The organism is Piscinibacter gummiphilus (assembly GCF_032681285.1).
GTDB classification, from domain to species: Bacteria; Pseudomonadota; Gammaproteobacteria; order Burkholderiales; family Burkholderiaceae_C; genus Rhizobacter; species Rhizobacter gummiphilus_A.
Window position 1 is genome coordinate 4,822,923 of record NZ_CP136336.1, and the last position, 14,815, is coordinate 4,837,737.

15 protein-coding genes are annotated in these 14,815 nt (G+C 67.7%); 7 read left to right on the top strand and 8 right to left on the bottom strand.

Annotated features, from left to right (window positions below):
• Positions 1 to 28: 28 nt before the first annotated feature.
• The 5 genes from RXV79_RS22705 (at position 29) to RXV79_RS22725 (ending at position 6,872) form a co-directional block, all read left to right on the top strand.
• Positions 29 to 607: an HNH endonuclease gene (locus RXV79_RS22705; RefSeq protein WP_316700359.1), complete on the top strand. Its 579-nt coding sequence runs from the start codon at positions 29 to 31 to the stop codon at positions 605 to 607.
• A 48-nt stretch (positions 608 to 655) separates the two neighbouring features.
• On the top strand, positions 656 to 1,675 hold the full coding sequence (locus RXV79_RS22710; RefSeq protein WP_316700360.1) for a hypothetical protein: 1,020 nt from the start codon (positions 656 to 658) through the stop codon (positions 1,673 to 1,675).
• A 522-nt stretch (positions 1,676 to 2,197) separates the two neighbouring features.
• Positions 2,198 to 3,343, top strand: coding sequence for a slipin family protein (locus RXV79_RS22715; protein ID WP_316700361.1), 1,146 nt, complete (start codon positions 2,198 to 2,200; stop codon positions 3,341 to 3,343).
• Between the two features lie 52 nt (positions 3,344 to 3,395).
• A complete protein-coding gene (locus RXV79_RS22720; RefSeq protein ID WP_316700362.1) occupies positions 3,396 to 4,616 on the top strand; it encodes an RtcB family protein in 1,221 nt (406 codons plus the stop codon).
• 57 nt (positions 4,617 to 4,673) lie between these two features.
• A complete protein-coding gene (locus tag RXV79_RS22725; protein WP_316700363.1) occupies positions 4,674 to 6,872 on the top strand; it encodes an ATP-binding protein in 2,199 nt (732 codons plus the stop codon).
• Between the two features lie 16 nt (positions 6,873 to 6,888).
• On the opposite strand, the gene RXV79_RS22730 is transcribed toward RXV79_RS22725, so the two are convergent.
• Positions 6,889 to 7,155, bottom strand: a complete 267-nt coding sequence (locus RXV79_RS22730) for a hypothetical protein (protein WP_316700364.1) — start codon at positions 7,153 to 7,155, stop codon at positions 6,889 to 6,891.
• A gap of 90 nt (positions 7,156 to 7,245) precedes the next feature.
• Here RXV79_RS22730 and RXV79_RS22735 point away from each other — a divergent pair, with 90 nt between their 5' ends.
• Complete coding sequence (locus RXV79_RS22735) at positions 7,246 to 7,560, top strand: acylphosphatase (RefSeq protein WP_316700365.1); 315 nt, start codon at positions 7,246 to 7,248, stop codon at positions 7,558 to 7,560.
• Positions 7,561 to 7,618: 58 nt separating this feature from the next.
• On the opposite strand, the gene glmS is transcribed toward RXV79_RS22735, so the two are convergent.
• Positions 7,619 to 9,511 (bottom strand): glutamine--fructose-6-phosphate transaminase (isomerizing), encoded by a 1,893-nt coding sequence (glmS, locus tag RXV79_RS22740; RefSeq protein WP_316700366.1) that lies wholly within the window; start codon positions 9,509 to 9,511, stop codon positions 7,619 to 7,621.
• Between the two features lie 138 nt (positions 9,512 to 9,649).
• Between glmS and RXV79_RS22745 the strand changes: the two genes are divergently transcribed.
• Complete coding sequence (locus tag RXV79_RS22745; protein ID WP_316700367.1) at positions 9,650 to 10,141, top strand: Lrp/AsnC family transcriptional regulator; 492 nt, start codon at positions 9,650 to 9,652, stop codon at positions 10,139 to 10,141.
• Here RXV79_RS22745 and RXV79_RS22750 read toward each other — a convergent pair.
• From RXV79_RS22750 to dapF, 6 genes are all read right to left on the bottom strand, one after another.
• Complete coding sequence (locus tag RXV79_RS22750; RefSeq protein WP_316700368.1) at positions 10,128 to 11,312, bottom strand: class I SAM-dependent rRNA methyltransferase; 1,185 nt, start codon at positions 11,310 to 11,312, stop codon at positions 10,128 to 10,130. The two genes, RXV79_RS22745 and RXV79_RS22750, sit on opposite strands and share 14 nt — an antisense overlap.
• Before the next feature lie 36 nt (positions 11,313 to 11,348).
• Positions 11,349 to 11,786, bottom strand: coding sequence for a hotdog fold domain-containing protein (locus RXV79_RS22755; protein WP_316700369.1), 438 nt, complete (start codon positions 11,784 to 11,786; stop codon positions 11,349 to 11,351).
• Positions 11,783 to 12,217 carry a MarR family winged helix-turn-helix transcriptional regulator gene (locus tag RXV79_RS22760; RefSeq protein ID WP_316700370.1) on the bottom strand — a complete coding sequence of 145 codons (435 nt, stop codon included), beginning with the start codon at positions 12,215 to 12,217 and terminating at the stop codon, positions 11,783 to 11,785. Before RXV79_RS22760 ends, RXV79_RS22755 begins: the two co-directional genes overlap by 4 nt.
• A 99-nt stretch (positions 12,218 to 12,316) precedes the next feature.
• On the bottom strand, positions 12,317 to 13,252 hold the full coding sequence (gene xerC, locus RXV79_RS22765; protein ID WP_316700371.1) for a tyrosine recombinase XerC: 936 nt from the start codon (positions 13,250 to 13,252) through the stop codon (positions 12,317 to 12,319).
• 5 nt (positions 13,253 to 13,257) lie between these two features.
• The gene (locus RXV79_RS22770) at positions 13,258 to 13,935 is read right to left on the bottom strand and encodes a DUF484 family protein (RefSeq protein ID WP_316700372.1); all 678 of its coding nucleotides are present in this window, start codon (positions 13,933 to 13,935) and stop codon (positions 13,258 to 13,260) included.
• The gene (gene dapF / locus RXV79_RS22775; RefSeq protein WP_316700373.1) at positions 13,932 to 14,789 is read right to left on the bottom strand and encodes a diaminopimelate epimerase; all 858 of its coding nucleotides are present in this window, start codon (positions 14,787 to 14,789) and stop codon (positions 13,932 to 13,934) included. The genes RXV79_RS22770 and dapF overlap by 4 nt, the downstream gene beginning before the upstream one ends.
• Positions 14,790 to 14,815 lie beyond the last annotated feature (26 nt).

The window sequence follows — 14,815 nt, forward strand, 5'->3', positions numbered from 1 at the left end:
AACACTGGCTGCAAAAAGGAGGCCACCCATGCACCAAGACAACCACAGCCATGTGCTGCAACTCGACCTCCAGGGCACGCCCCAAGCGTGGATCTCGCTCGAACAGGCCGCCTTGCACGTGGCCACGGGCTCGGTCGCATGGGTGGATGGCGATGGGCCGCTCGCCACCTTGCGCGGCGGCTTCAACGTCATCCGCCAGCGCCAATCGCTGATCGAGGTGCACCCGATCGTCGCCCTGCGCGGTGCGTCGCGCATCAACCTGCACGACATCGTGCCGGCGATCACGAAGCACAAGCTCTTTCGCCGCGACCGCCACACCTGCGCCTACTGCGGCGAGGTGTTTGGCGACCGCGACCTGCAGTGCGAACACATCCAGCCCGAGTCGCGTGGTGGCGCCTGGAGCTGGATGAACCTCGTCACCGCCTGCGCTTACTGCAATGGCCGCAAGGCCGACCGCACGCCGGAGGAAGCCGGCATGCCCTTGCTGTACCTGCCTTACGTGCCGAGCCGCTTCGAGAACTTCCTGCTCGAAGGCCGCCGCATCCGTGCCGACGTGCACGAGTGGCTGGCCGCACGCCTGCCCAAGGGATCGCGTCTGCACGCTTGAGTGTGCGGGGGCGGTCCCGCCTCCACTCACTCAACCGAAAGACGCATCATGAAGAACGAACAACTCCCAGCGCTCGACCTCAAGGTCAAGCAGCCGCCCGTGCTCTTCGGCAAGACGCAGGCGTTGATCGCGAAGCTGGCCGATCGCCTGGGCGGCCCGCTGGTCACCTACTGGAACGGCCCACGCGGCTCGGTGTGCAGCAACGACGTGATCGCGCTGCACCACGTGCTCGCGAAGCTCGGCCGCCACTCCGTGCTGTACCTCTTCCTCAAGTCGGACGGTGGCAGCGGCCAGACCTCGCTGCGCATCGTGAACCTGCTGCGCCAGCACTGCGATCGCCTCGTGGCGCTCATGCCGCTGGAATGCGCGTCCGCCGCGACGATGGTGGCGCTCGGCGCCGACGGCATCCAGATGGGCCCGACCGCCTACCTGACCGCTGTCGACACCTCGCTCAACCACCCGCTGTCGCCGGTCGACCGTGACAACGACCGCGTGAGCGTGAGCCTGAACGAGCTGCAGCGCGTGATCCGCCTGTGGCGCGAGCAGGAGGGCGAGCATCCGGAGAACGCGTACAAGTCGCTGTTCCAGTACGTACACCCGCTCGTGATCGGCGCGGTGGACCGTGCGGAGTCACTGTCGATCATGCTGTGCCGCGAACTGCTGGCCTATCACGTCACCGACGCCGAGAAGGCCGAGGCGATCGCGACGGCGCTGAACGGCAAGTACCCGTCGCACAGCTACCCCATCCTGCTCGACGAAGCGGTGAAGATGGGCCTCAAGGCCGAGCGCATGCCGCTGGAAGTCAACGCGATGCTGCTGCAGCTCAACAGCTTCTACAGCGAGATGGGCCAGAAGGCGACGACCGACTTCGACGAGACGCATGCCCACAGCAATGAGATCCTGAACATCTGGGAGTCGACCGGTGCACAGGTCTACTACCAGCAGGACAAGGACTGGTTCTACCGCGCCGAAGAGCGCCGCTGGATCACGCTGAACGACAACAGCGGCTGGCGTCGCATCGAGCGCGTGGTCAAGCGCATCGTGCGTTCGGAACTCCACGTCGCGTAACGCAACCCGCCCCGGGCCACCGACCCGGGGCGTTCACGAATCTTCTGCGAACGGCGAACTGCTCACAGGCAGAGGTTCGGGCAAAGCCCTGCCTCGCCGGTGTGTCGCTGCCGGAGTGATCTGTCGTGGCGGCACATGCCGCACGCCGGTCGCAGGGGAAATAGGCCATCGAATCGGTCGCACTGCGCCGGGTTCGACCCCCGGGTGGCCTGCCAACTGGATAGCTCAGTCGGGTAGAGCAGCACATTTCCAATGTGTGGGTCGCGGGTTCGACTCCCGTTCCAAAACTCCAGAAACCGGTCGCAAGACCACCGCCGAACGTGGGGCCGCAAGGCCTCATCAGCGGCGGCAGCCCGCACGTGGGGCACGCGGGGTTCGCGTGCACGGCAAGCCGAGGCGCTCGACTGGGAGGCGAGCACCGACGCGCACCGTGTCACCCGGGCCCAGGCATCCACCGTCCGCTGCCGTCCCTGTAACGGCACCCTATTCAAAAACACACGCAAGACTAAAAGGAGAACACCCATGGAATTCAAGCGTGTCACTGTCAAGAAGAACGAGCGCGGCCTCCTGCTGCGCAATGGCGATTTCGAGCGCGTGCTGCAACCGGGCACGCACTGGCTCGCGTCCGGCCTCGACCGTCTTCGCGTCGAGACCTTCTCGATCGAACAACCGGCCTTCACCCACCCGCTGTCCGACTACCTGCTGGCGAAGGAGCCCGAGGTGGTCGAGGCGGAGTTCGTGCGCGTCGAACTCACTGAAACGCAGGTCGGCCTGCGCTCGGAGAATGGCGTGCTGGTCGAGGTGCTGGCGCCGGCGACCCGGCTCCTGTACTGGAAGGGCCTCACCGACGTGGACGTGGAGGTGATCGACATCACCGACACCGCCGAGCTGCCGGCCGCCCTGGTGCAGCGCCTCACGCAAACGCAGTTGCGATCGCGTGCGGTCGCCGGCCTCACCGGCGTGCTCACCGTGCAGGTGCCCGAACACGCCGTGGGCGTGCTGACCGTCGACGGCAAGGTCGAGCGCCTGCTGCCGCCGGGCCCGCATGGTTTCTGGAAGTTCAACCGCACGATCTCGGTCGAGCTGGTCGACCTGCGGCTGCAGGCCCTCGACGTCACCGGCCAGGAAATCCTGACCCGCGACAAGGTGGGCCTGCGCCTGAACCTGTCGGCGACTTGGCGTTACGCCAACGCCGATGCGGTGCTGACCGCCTACACCCAGCTCGCCAAGCCCGCGGAGCACCTGTACCGCGAGCTGCAGTTCGGCCTGCGCGCGGCCGTCGGCACGCGCACGCTAGATGAGCTGCTGGAGAACAAGTCGGTGATCGACGAGGTCGTCTCGGCCCACGTGCGCGCCAAGCTCTCGGTCTACGGGCTCGAGATCGACGGCGTGGGCGTGAAGGACATCGTGCTGCCGGGCGAGATGAAGACCATCCTCGCCCAGGTGGTTGAGGCCGGCAAGGCGGCCGAGGCCAACGTGATCCGCCGCCGCGAGGAAACCGCGGCCACGCGCTCCCTGCTCAACACGGCCAAGGTGATGGAGGACAACCCCACCGCCCTGCGCCTGAAGGAGCTCGAGACGCTGGAACGCGTGGCCGAGCGCATCGACAAGATCTCGGTGTTCGGAGGCCTGGACCAGGTGCTGAACGGCCTGGTGAAGCTCCGCTGAACCGCACCTGCCTCTGAGAGATCAGAGGCAGGTGCTACAAGGAATACACATCATGGAAGAACCCACTCACATCCACGAAGACGTCCCCGGCGGCGTGCCGCTGAAGATGTGGACGCACGGCGTGCCCGTCGAAGACGAAGCCAAGCGCCAGCTCTCGAATGCGGCCCGCCTGCCCATCGTCTTCAAGCACATCGCCGCCATGCCCGACGTGCACCTGGGCATCGGTGCGACCGTCGGCTCGGTGATCCCGACCGTCAAGGCGATCATTCCGGCCGCCGTCGGTGTCGACATCGGCTGCGGCATGATCGCCTGCAAGACCACGCTCACCGCCGAAGACCTGCCCGACAACCTGGGCCCGCTGCGCTCGGCCATCGAGCGCGCCGTGCCGCACGGTCGTCAACCTGGATCGCGCGACCCCGGCGCGTGGCAGAAGCCGCCCGGCTCGGTGAACACCGCCTGGGCGCAGCTCGAGCCCGAATTCACCGAGCTCTGCCGCGACTACCCAAAGATCGCCAAGACCAACCACATCCAGCACCTGGGCACGCTCGGCACCGGCAACCACTTCATCGAGGTCTGCCTCGACGAGCAGAAGTTCGTCTGGTTCATGCTGCACTCGGGCTCGCGCGGCGTGGGCAACTTCATCGGCACGATGTTCATCGAGCTGGCGAAGCAAGACGCCATGCGCCACCAGGCCAACCTGCCCGACCGCGACCTCGCCTACTTCGAGGAAGGCAGCCGCTACTTCGGCGACTACGTGCGGGCGGTGGGCTGGGCGCAGAAGTTCGCCGCGATCAACCGCGAGGTGATGATGAAGCGCGTGATCGAAGCCGCGAAGACGGTGATCCGCAAGAACTTCCAGTCGCACATCGAGGCAGTGAACTGCCACCACAACTACGTGCAGAAGGAACGCCACTTCGGCGAAGACGTGTACGTCACCCGCAAGGGCGCGGTGAGCGCGAAAGCCGGCCAGCTGGGCATCATCCCCGGCAGCATGGGCGCGCGCAGCTACATCGTGCGCGGCAAGGGCAACGCCGACTCGTTCGAGAGCTGCTCGCACGGCGCCGGCCGTGTGATGAGCCGTGGCGAGGCCAAGCGCCGCTTCACGCTGGCCGACCACCGCAGCGCGACCGAAGGGGTCGAATGCCGCAAGGACAAGGACGTCATCGACGAGACGCCCGCGGCCTACAAGGACATCGACGCCGTGATGGAAGCGCAGCGCGAGCTGGTCGACGTGGTGCACACGCTGAAGCAGGTGGTGTGCGTGAAGGGCTGAGCCCTGCGGGGGACAAGGTCCGGGGGTCTTGCGAAGGCGGGTAAGCTCGCGCGCGACATGCACGCCCGCCCTGCCCGCCCCCTGCGCCACCGGCTGATCCTGCTGGCCGCGGTGGGCCTGCTGCCGGTGTCGCTGCTCGGCGCCTGGGGCATCTGGAACGCCATCCAGACGCAGCGGCAGAACCTCGAACGCTCCACGCTCGAGCTGTCGCGCGCGCTGGCGAGTGCGGTGGAGTCGGAGATCGACGCCACGCTGCGCTCGCTGGCCGCGATGGCGCGCTCGCGGCCGCTGGCCGAGGGCAATGTCGCCGCGTTCTACGAAGTCGCCCAGAGCGAGGCGGCGGCCCGCCCCGCGTGGGCGGCGGTCGTGCTCACCAACGGGCAGGGTGAGGTGCTCTTCAACACGGGCGAGGCTTACGGCAGCCGCGAGCTGAGAGTGGTCGACCCGCAGAGCCTCGCGCAGGTCATCCGCACGGGCCAGCCCGTGGTGGGGGCCCTCACCTTCGGACCGCGCCAGTCGGGCGCGTTTGCCGTGCGCTGGCCCATCGTGGTCAACGGCCAGCTCGGCTACGTGCTCACGGCGGCCGTGAGGCCCGAGCCCATCCTCGACGTGCTGCAGAAACAGAGCGTGCCGCCGGGGTGGGTGATCGCGGTGTTCGACAGCGCGCAGAACCGCGTCGCACGCACACGCGAACACCAGAGCCGCGGGCCCTCGCCTTCGCTCAAGGCCCTGCTCGCGCGCGAGGTCAGCAGCGGCAGCGGCCTCACCCAATCGCTCGAAGGCGATGACGTCTACACCGGCTTCACCCGGCTGCGCGACCTGGGCTGGACAGTCGCAGTCGGTGCGCCCACCGCAGGGCCCGACCAGGCCCTGGCCACGAGCCTCGCCTGGTACGTGGCAGGCGCGCTGGCCACGGTGCTGCTGTGCATGGCGCTCGCTCGGCGCATTGCCGACCGCATCACCGAAGACATCCACGCCGTGCGCGACAGCGCCGTGCTGCTGGGCGAAGGCCAGCCCGTCGCCGAAACGCACAGCGAGATCGACGAGATCGACCAGATGGCCCGCGCGCTGCGACAGGCCTCGCAACGCCTGAGCGAGACCACCGAGTCGATGCGCCAGGCGCTGAGCCAGGCCACGGCCGCCGCCCAGGCGAAGGACCAGTTCCTCGCAGTGCTGGGCCATGAGCTGCGCAACCCGCTCGCCCCCATGCTCACCGCGCTGCACCTGCTCAACCGCAAGTGCGACGAGAGCACGTCGCGCGAGCGCGAGATCATGGGCCGGCAGGTGGCCCACATGCGCCGCCTGGTCGACGACCTGCTCGACGTCTCGCGCATCACGCGCGGCAAGCTCGAGATCCGCCGCGAACCGGTCAACCTCTTCAGCGTGGTCGAGCGGGCCGTCGAGGCGGTGCAGCCGGCGGTGGAGGCCAGGCACAGCCGCGGAGTCTTCGTCGAGCTGCCGTCACGCCCGCTGTGGGTGGAAGGCGACGAAACCCGCCTCGTGCAAGCCGTGACGAACCTGTTGACGAACGCCTTGCGCTTCGGCGGCGAGAGCACGATTGCACTCTCGGTGAGCCTGGACGAGATGCACCGGCGCGCACGCCTGTGCGTGGAAGACCAAGGCGAAGGCATGCAGGCCGAAACGCTAGAGCGTGTGTTCGAGCCTTTCTATCAAGCACCGCAGACCTCGGAGCGCGCCACCGGCGGGCTGGGCCTGGGGCTTGCGATCGTGCGCAACATCGTGCAGCTGCACGGCGGTGAGGTGAAAGCCCACAGCGAAGGCCTGCAGCGAGGCAGCCGCTTCACCATCGAGCTGCCGACGATCGAGCCGCCGCTGTCGGCCGACACCGCGCCGCAGCGTGTCGCCACTCATGGCGCCGGGCGTGTGCTCGTGGTCGACGACAACACCGATGCGCTCGACACCGCCGCCGAGTTGCTGCGCGACGCCGGCCACGAAGTGCAGACCGCGGGGCACCCGCGCGAAGCGCTGGCCGCGTTTGCGAGCCTGCAGCCCGAGGTGGTGGTGCTCGACATCGGTCTGCCCGAGATGGACGGCTACCAGCTCGCGCAGGCCCTGCGCAATGCAAGCCCCGATTGGCGCGGCCGCTTCATCGCGTTGACGGGCTATGGCCAGGAGCCCGACAAGGCCCGCGCCGCGGCAGCCGGGTTTTCGGTGCACCTCACCAAGCCGGCCGATCCTTCGGCCCTGCTGCATTCGGTCGACATGCTGCTCGCCAGGCCGGCCACCGGCGTGTGAGCACGCCGAAGTGCGTTCAGCCCCCGCGCAGGTAGTGAACCATCGTGTACAGCGCCGACACGCTCAGGCCCAGCACGACGCAGGTCACAGCCATCAGCCGAGCCATGCTGGCACCCTGCGGTCGCTGCCGGCGGTGCGCTGACCCAGACACCTGCTGCAGACTGCCGAAGCCCGACAGCGAGGAATACCCGGTGGAGCGTCCAAAGTCGGTGGGCCGCTCGTCGGACGGCTCATGTGCCCAGTCGAAGACCTGGGTCGGCTTGAAATCGGGAGGGCGGCGCATGGTGAAATTCTGTAACTCCACCGCGGAGCTCTCAACACCGCGCCTGCGGGGACGGCACCCGCCGGACCGAGGGGGGGAAGGGGGCGTGAGATGAGCTCCGCTCCGGGTCAACCCGGAACGTCCATCGAATGCTGGTCGGCCCGCATCCGAGGGCGTGTGCAAGGTGTCGGCTACCGCGACAGCTGCGCACGCGAGGCCGACAGGCTGGGCGTGAAGGGGTGGGTGCGCAACCGGCTCGATGGTTCCGTCGAAGTGCTCATGCTGGGGTCACCCGCACAACTGCGGAACCTGGCGGAATGGCTGCACCGCGGGCCGCCCGCAGCGCGCGTCGACGAGGTCAGCGTGACGCCGCTCCCGCCACCGTTTCCCGACTGCGAGCGCTTCGAACGCAAGCCCACCGCGTGAGGCGGCACCTGCGCAGCGGCTGCGCCAAAGGTCGGGTCTACAGGCGAACGCGGCCGGCTTACTCGACCGTAACGCTCTTCGCCAGGTTGCGAGGCTTGTCCACGTCAGTCCCGCGCGCACACGCCGTGTGATACGCCAGCAGCTGCAGCGGCACCACGTGCAGGATCGGTGACAGCACGCCGTAGTGCTCGGGCATGCGGATCACGAGCAGGCCCTCGCCGCTTTCGATGTGCGTGTCGGCATCGGCGAAGACGAAGAGCTCGCCGCCACGCGCGCGCACTTCCTGCAGGTTGCTCTTGAGCTTCTCGAGCAGCGCATCGTTGGGCGCGACCGTGACCACCGGCATCTCGGCGGTCACCAGCGCCAGTGGCCCGTGCTTCAGCTCGCCCGCCGGGTAGGCCTCGGCGTGGATGTAGCTGATCTCCTTCAGCTTGAGTGCGCCTTCGAGCGCGATGGGGTAGTGCAGGCCGCGGCCGAGGAAGAGTGCGTTTTCCTTGCGGGCAAAGATCTCCGACCAGGCGATGACCTGCGGTTCCAGCGCCAGCACCGCCTGCACGGCCACCGGCAGGTGCCTCAGCGCCTTGAGGTGCGCCAGCTCCTGCTGCTCGCTCAGGTGCCCACGCACTTGCGCGAGGGCGAGCGTCAGCAGAAAGAGGCCGACGAGCTGCGTGCTGAAAGCCTTGGTCGACGCGACACCGATCTCGGCGCCGGCGCGGGTGATGTAGGCCAGCTCGCATTCGCGCACCATCGCGCTGGTCGCCACGTTGCAGATGGTCAGCGTGTGCTTCATGCCGAGGCTGCGCGCATGCTTGAGCGCGGCGAGCGTGTCGGCGGTCTCACCGCTCTGCGTGATGGTGACGACGAGCGTGCGCGGGTTGGGCACGCTGTCGCGGTAGCGGTATTCGCTGGCGATCTCGACGCTGGTGGGAATCTTCGCGATGCTCTCCAGCCAGTACTTGGCGACCGAGCCGCTGTAGTAGCTGGTGCCGCAGGCGAGGATGAGCACGCTGTCGACATCCTTGAACACCCGGTAGGCCCCGTCGCCGAAGAGTTCTGGCGTGATGGCTTCCACCGCGTCGAGCGTGTCGGCAATGGCGCGCGGCTGCTCGAAGATCTCTTTCTGCATGTAGTGGCGATAGGGCCCGAGCTCGGCCGCGCCGGTGTGCACGTGCACCGTGCGCACCTCGCGCTCGACGGTCTTGAACATCACGCCACCATGCGAGCGCGCGGTGATCCACACCTTGCCGAGCTGCAGGTCGACCACGTCGCCTTCTTCGAGGTAGGCGATCTGGTCGGTGACGCCCGCCAGCGCCATGGCGTCGGAGGCGAGGAAGAAATCGCCCTTGCGCTCACCAACACCGACGCCCAGCACCAGCGGCGAACCTTCGCGCGCGCCGATCACCCGGTGCGGCTCGTCGCGGCAGAACACCGCGATCGCATACGCACCGCGCAGGCGAAGCGTGGCCTGCTGCACGGCAGCGAGCAGGTCGCCTTCGTAGAGGTGGTCGACGAGGTGGGCGATGACCTCGGTGTCGGTCTGGCTGTCGAACACGTAGCCGCGCGTCTTGAGTTCGTTGCGCAGCTCGTCGTGGTTTTCGATGATGCCGTTGTGGACGAGGGCGATGCGGCCGACGGCCGTGACGCCGCTCTGGTCGGTGCCCTGCTTGTTTTGCGGGCCGGGCGAGAAATGAGGGTGCGCGTTGTGCTCGGCGGGCGCGCCGTGGGTGGCCCAGCGGGTGTGGGCGATGCCGGTGCCGCTGTCGATCTTGTCTTCGGCCACGCGCGCGTCGAGCTCGGCGACACGAGCGGTACTGCGCGCGCGCCTCAGCTCGCCGCCCTGGTGCACGGCCACGCCGCAGGAGTCATAGCCCCGGTACTCCAGCCGTTTCAGGCCCTCGATGAGGATGGGGACGATGTTCTTGGTGCTGACGGCGCCGACGATGCCACACATGGTGCGCTTCCGAAAAGAATGAGATGGCTGGAATGGTAGGAAGGTGCTGTTGGCCGTTGCTTGCGATTTTCACGCATCAACGAAATAATCTTCCGCACCCATTCGAAGTTGAATCATGATTCCATTCTCTTCTTTCAGATGAAAGAAACTGTCTCTCTCGACGAGACCGATGTGCGGCTGTTGGAACTGCTGCAGCGTGACGCCTCCTTGTCCAACCAGGACCTGGCCGCCGCCGCCCACACGTCGCCGGCCACCTGCCTGCGCCGGGTGCGGCGCCTGGTGGATGCAGGGGTGATCGAACGGCGAGTGGCCCTCCTCTCCAGCGAGCGGCTCGGCGCCGGCTTGACTGTGCTGGCCGAGGTGACGCTCGACCGCCAGGGTGCCGAGCACTTGGCCGCCTTCGAGGCCCGTGCCGTGGCCGACACCGCCGTGCAGCAGTGCTACCGCGTCTCGCCGGGGCCCGATTTCATGCTGGTGATGCAGGTGCCCGACATGGCGGGCTACCACACGCTGGTGCAGCGCCTCTTCACGCAAGACGCCAACGTGCGCAATGTGAAGGCCTTCTTCAGCGTGCACCGCGCGAAGTTCGAGCCGGCCATCGTGTTGCCGGCCGCGCCTACGCGGTCCTGAGCACGACCAGGCCCTTGAGGTACTCGCCTTCGGGGAAGGTGACCGTCATCGGGTGGTCGGGCGCCGCGCCGGTGCGCGCGTAGACGAGCCCATCGACGTTCGCGTCGAGCCCCGCGCCGGCCACGATCTTGTGGAAGAGATCGGCGCTGATGCCGCCGGAGCACGAATAGGTGAAGAGCAGGCCGCCCACTTCCAGCAGCTGGAAGGCGAGGCGGTTGATGTCCTTGTAGGCACGAGCCGCGCGCTCGGCGTGGCTCACGGTCGGCGCGAACTTGGGCGGGTCGAGCACGATGGCGTCGAAACGCTCGCCGCGCTTGAGCGCGTCGCGCAGGGTCTGGTTCACGTCGGCATCGAGCGCGGTGTGGTGCGACACGTCGAAGCCGTTGAGCGCGACGTGACGCGTGGCACGTGCGAGCGCGGGGGCCGACGAGTCGACGCTCGTCACCTGCGTGGCGCCACCCACGAGCGCCGCCACGCTGAAGCCGCCGGTGTAGCTGTAGCAGTTGAGCACGCGCTGGCAGCCGAAGTGGCGCACGGTGTCGGCGAAGAGCTTGCGGCTGTCGCGCTGGTCGAGGTAATAGCCGGTCTTGTGGCCCTCGGCCACGTCGAGCGTGAGCTGCCAGTCGTGTTCGCGGATGGTGAGCTCGGTCTCGCCGTCACCACGCAGCCAGCCGGTCACCTCGGGGAGGCCTTCGAGGCCGCGGCTACTGGCGTCGCTGCGCTCGTAGAGCTTGGTGAGGCCCGTGACGGTGAGCAGGTGATCGGCGAGCGTCTTCTTCCAGCGCTCGGCACCGGCACTCAGGAACTGCGCGCACAGCGTGTCGCCATAACGGTCGACGATGAGCCCCGGCAGGCCGTCGGCCTCGCCATGGATGAGCCGCATCGCGTCGCTCGCAATCGGCAGGCGCGCGCGGATGTCGATGGCCTTGCGGATGCGTCGCTCGAAGAAGGCGGCGTCGATGCGCTCGGCCTCGTCGAAGCTCCACGCCCGCACGCGAATCTGCGACTGGGGGCTGAAGGCAGCCCACGCGAGGAACTTGCCATCGCGGGCGTTCACCCGCACGGTCTCGCCGGGGTCGGCCTTGCCGGAGTGGATGCTGCTCTCGAAGACCCAGGGGTGGCGCTTCTGCAGCGAACGCTCCTTGCCTTCTCGCAGGGTGATGGTTTTCATGGGCGCGATTGTCGCGCCCGATGGCCGTGGCCATCTTCAGTGCTTCACGTTCATCGTGATCACCGCGCCCAGGACCTTGGTGCCCTCGGTGTCGTAGGCCGCCACCGGCACCTCGATGTTGCCGGGCTTCGACCAATCGACCCCGTCGGCCTCGGTCACCACGCGGATGTCGGTCTTGGCCTTGGCCAGGTACTGCACCGTCATCGCGATGGGCAGCCAGCGCGCGCCCTGGGGGATGGACACGTCGGTGCAGGTGCCAGCCACCAGCTCGGCGCCATTGCACAGCGCGATGGCGTGCACGGTGCCGATGTGGTTGTGCACCTTGCGCTGGTTGCGGATGCGCACCTCGGCAAAGCCCTTTCGCAGGTCGACGAACTGCGGCTCGATGCTGGCGAAATACGGCGCCACGTTGCCAATGGCGGCCGAGAAGCTCTCGGGGCCGAGTTGCTGGTAGAGGGCGAGGTTCTGGCTCATTTCGGTGACTCCGTGGTGAAGTGGATGGACGCGGCGTGGTGGAGAAAGCGCGCCACGACCGCGAGTTCGTCTTGGGTGAAGCCCTTGGTGAGCTGGGCGTTGACGCGTGCCAAGACGGGCTTGGCTTGCGCGACCACCGCCCTGCCCTTGTCGGTCAGGTACAGCCGGGTGGACCGGCCGTCCTGCTCGCAGGGCTGGCGCTGGATCAACCCGTTGTCTTCCATGCGGCCGACGAGGCCAGTGATGGCCGAGTTCTTGAGCTGCAGCTGCGCCGTCAGGTCCTTCAGCTGGCAGCCCTCTTGCGACTGGATGGCGAAGAGCGCCACCACCTGCGTGCCCGACACCTCCAGCTCGGCGCTGAAGACCTGGTCGGCCGAGCGGAACAGGTTCTGGCGCGCCTGCGCTACCAGATGGAAAAGGCGCGGCTTCATCAGCCGCGGTTCGATTTACTTCGCATACGAACTATATTAGTACGCATGCGAAGTAAATGCAAGGAAGCGTCCGCTGAAGGGGAAGCAACAGAACGGAGGTCAGCGCTTCTTTGCTCTGGGGTGAGCGGCGTCGTACACCTTGGCAAGGTGCTGGAAGTCGAGCTTGGTGTAGACCTGGGTGGTCGTGATGTTGGCGTGGCCCAGCAGTTCCTGCACAGCACGTAAATCGCCGCTCGACTGCAGCAGGTGAGACGCGAACGAGTGCCGCAGCATGTGCGGGTGCACGTGGGTGGGCAGGCCCGCCTGCAGCGCGCGGGTCTTCAGACGCGAACGCACCTGGCTCGCGGTAAGGCGGGTGCCGCGCTGGCTGACGAAGAGGGCCGGCTCGCCATGCGCGGCCATCCCGGCACGTTGTTCGAGCCACGCCCGCAAGGCCGAGAGCGCCGGCCCGCCGACCGGCACGCTGCGACGCTTGCCGCCCTTGCCGAGCACGTGGGCCGTGGCATCCAAGGCGTCGATCCAGCCCGCGGCCGTGCCGCTCGGCTGCACGTCGAGTGCCACCAGCTCGCCCACACGCAAGCCGCAGCCGTAGAGCAGTTCCACAATGCAGTGGTCGCGCGCGGCCAGCGCCGGGTCGCTGTGTTCATCGGCCTGCTCGGCCAGCGCCACCGCGTGGTCGACCGACAAGGCCTTGGGCAAGGGCTTGGCCGCCTTGGGCGCGCGCACGCCTTCCACCGGGTTCAGCGTGACGAGCCCTTCACGCCCAGCCCAGCGGTAGAACCCGCGCCAGGCCGACAGGATCAGCGCGATGCTGCGTGAGGCCAACCCCTGCGCATGCAACTGCGCGGCCCAACGGCGCACGTGGTGCACCTGTGCCACACGGGGCGAAGCCAGCTTGGCCTCGTCCGCAAACGTCTGCAAGCGCTGCAGCGCATCTCGATAAAGCGCAAGCGTGCGCTGCGCGAGCCTGCGCTCGACTTCGAGGTGAACGAGATGCCGACGCAGGTCGTCGTCGAGACCGGCGGCGTCGTGCATGAACGCTAGACGACCGGCAGCAGCCGCGCGAGCCCGGCACTCGCGATCTCGCCGATGCGCACGAGGAACTCGGTGCCCATGTCGGCGCTGTAGCGCGTGGGATCGGGCGAGGCCAGCACCAGGAGGCCGAAGGCCTCGGCAGCGCCGCCGTGATGCAGCGGGATCAGCGCCATCGAGGCCACCGAGCGCGGGTCTTCGAGCCACGAGGCGGCTTCGAAGCCCGCGTTGACGCCGCAGTACGGCAGGCTAAGGCTCGACGCAAAACTCCGCGCGTCATCGCTCACCGGCTTGGCGAAGCCCAGCATGCTGAAGGCTTCGGCCGCGCCCCACACGCGGATGGCCGCCTGCGGGATCATGAACTGGTGCTTCAGCTCGCGCACCAGCACGTCGGGCAGGTCACCCGGGTTCTGCGTGAGCATGATGGCACGCGTCCACTTGTGCAGCTTGTCCGCGATGGCCACGTTCTCCTGGCCGTGGCGGATCATCTCGACGATGCGCTGCTCCAGACCCTTGTGTTTCTCGCGGAGCATTTCCATCTGCCGCTCCTGCAGCGAGACGGCGCGCTGCCCGTGCGGGCTCATGATCTGGATGGATGCCAGCAGCTCGGCATGCCGCTCGAAGAACCCCGGCGTGTTGGCGAGGTAGTTGGCGATGTCCTGCTCGGTGATGCCTTGGATGCTCACAGCGAAATTTCTCCTTCGAAAACGGTGACGGCCGGGCCGGTCATCAGCACGTGCGAATCGCCCCCTTGCCATTCAATGGTGAGGCGGCCGCCACGCGCATCGACGTCGACGCGCTTGTCGAGCAGGCCAAGGCGGATGCCCGCCACGACCGCCGCGCAGGCGCCGGTGCCGCAGGCGAGCGTCTCGCCGGCCCCGCGCTCGTAGACGCGCAGGCGGATGTGGCTACGGCTCACGACCTGCATGAAGCCGGCGTTGACCTTGCGCGGGAAGTGCGGATCGGCTTCGATCAGCGGGCCGTGCACTTCGACGGGTGCATGGTCCACGCTGTCGACCACCTGCACGGCGTGGGGGTTGCCCATCGAGAGCACAGCCACGTCGTCGATGACGCCATCGCCCACGTCGAGCGGCCAGAGTTCGATATCGCCGTGGCGGCGCGGGCTGAGGCCTTGCGGGTCGAACGGGACTTGCGGCAGCTCGAAGATCGGCGCACCCATGTCGACGGTCACGCGCCCGTCGTCCTGCAGGCGCAACTCGAGCAGGGTGTTCATGGTGTCGACGCGGATCACCTTCTTGTCGGTGAGGCCGCGGTCGCGCACGAAGCGCACGAAGCAGCGGGCGCCGTTGCCGCACTGCTCGACTTCATCGCCGCTGCCACCGTTGAAGATGCGGTAGCGGAAGTCCACACCCGGCGTGCGGCTCTTCTCGACGACGAGGATCTGGTCGGCGCCGATGCCGAAGCGGCGATCGCCAAGCTGGCGGTACTGCTCGGGCGTGAGATCGAGCGGCTGTTGCGTGGCGTCGAGCACGACGAAGTCGTTGCCCGCGCCTTGCATCTTGGTGAACCGGAGTTGCATCCCGCGATTATCCGGCCGCTTTGCGA

Bases quoted from the DNA above. Each gene is read 5' to 3' on its own strand.
- RXV79_RS22705 (WP_316700359.1), top strand. From the start codon at position 29: ATGCACCAAGACAACCACAGCCATGTGCTGCAACTCGACCTCCAGGGC.
- RXV79_RS22710 (WP_316700360.1), top strand. From the start codon at position 656: ATGAAGAACGAACAACTCCCAGCGCTCGACCTCAAGGTCAAGCAGCCG.
- RXV79_RS22715 (WP_316700361.1), top strand. From the start codon at position 2,198: ATGGAATTCAAGCGTGTCACTGTCAAGAAGAACGAGCGCGGCCTCCTG.
- RXV79_RS22720 (WP_316700362.1), top strand. From the start codon at position 3,396: ATGGAAGAACCCACTCACATCCACGAAGACGTCCCCGGCGGCGTGCCG.
- RXV79_RS22725 (WP_316700363.1), top strand. From the start codon at position 4,674: ATGCACGCCCGCCCTGCCCGCCCCCTGCGCCACCGGCTGATCCTGCTG.
- RXV79_RS22730 (WP_316700364.1), bottom strand. From the start codon at position 7,155: ATGCGCCGCCCTCCCGATTTCAAGCCGACCCAGGTCTTCGACTGGGCA.
- RXV79_RS22735 (WP_316700365.1), top strand. From the start codon at position 7,246: ATGAGCTCCGCTCCGGGTCAACCCGGAACGTCCATCGAATGCTGGTCG.
- glmS (WP_316700366.1), bottom strand. From the start codon at position 9,511: ATGTGTGGCATCGTCGGCGCCGTCAGCACCAAGAACATCGTCCCCATC.
- RXV79_RS22745 (WP_316700367.1), top strand. From the start codon at position 9,650: ATGAAAGAAACTGTCTCTCTCGACGAGACCGATGTGCGGCTGTTGGAA.
- RXV79_RS22750 (WP_316700368.1), bottom strand. From the start codon at position 11,312: ATGAAAACCATCACCCTGCGAGAAGGCAAGGAGCGTTCGCTGCAGAAG.
- RXV79_RS22755 (WP_316700369.1), bottom strand. From the start codon at position 11,786: ATGAGCCAGAACCTCGCCCTCTACCAGCAACTCGGCCCCGAGAGCTTC.
- RXV79_RS22760 (WP_316700370.1), bottom strand. From the start codon at position 12,217: ATGAAGCCGCGCCTTTTCCATCTGGTAGCGCAGGCGCGCCAGAACCTG.
- xerC (WP_316700371.1), bottom strand. From the start codon at position 13,252: ATGCACGACGCCGCCGGTCTCGACGACGACCTGCGTCGGCATCTCGTT.
- dapF (WP_316700373.1), bottom strand. From the start codon at position 14,789: ATGCAACTCCGGTTCACCAAGATGCAAGGCGCGGGCAACGACTTCGTC.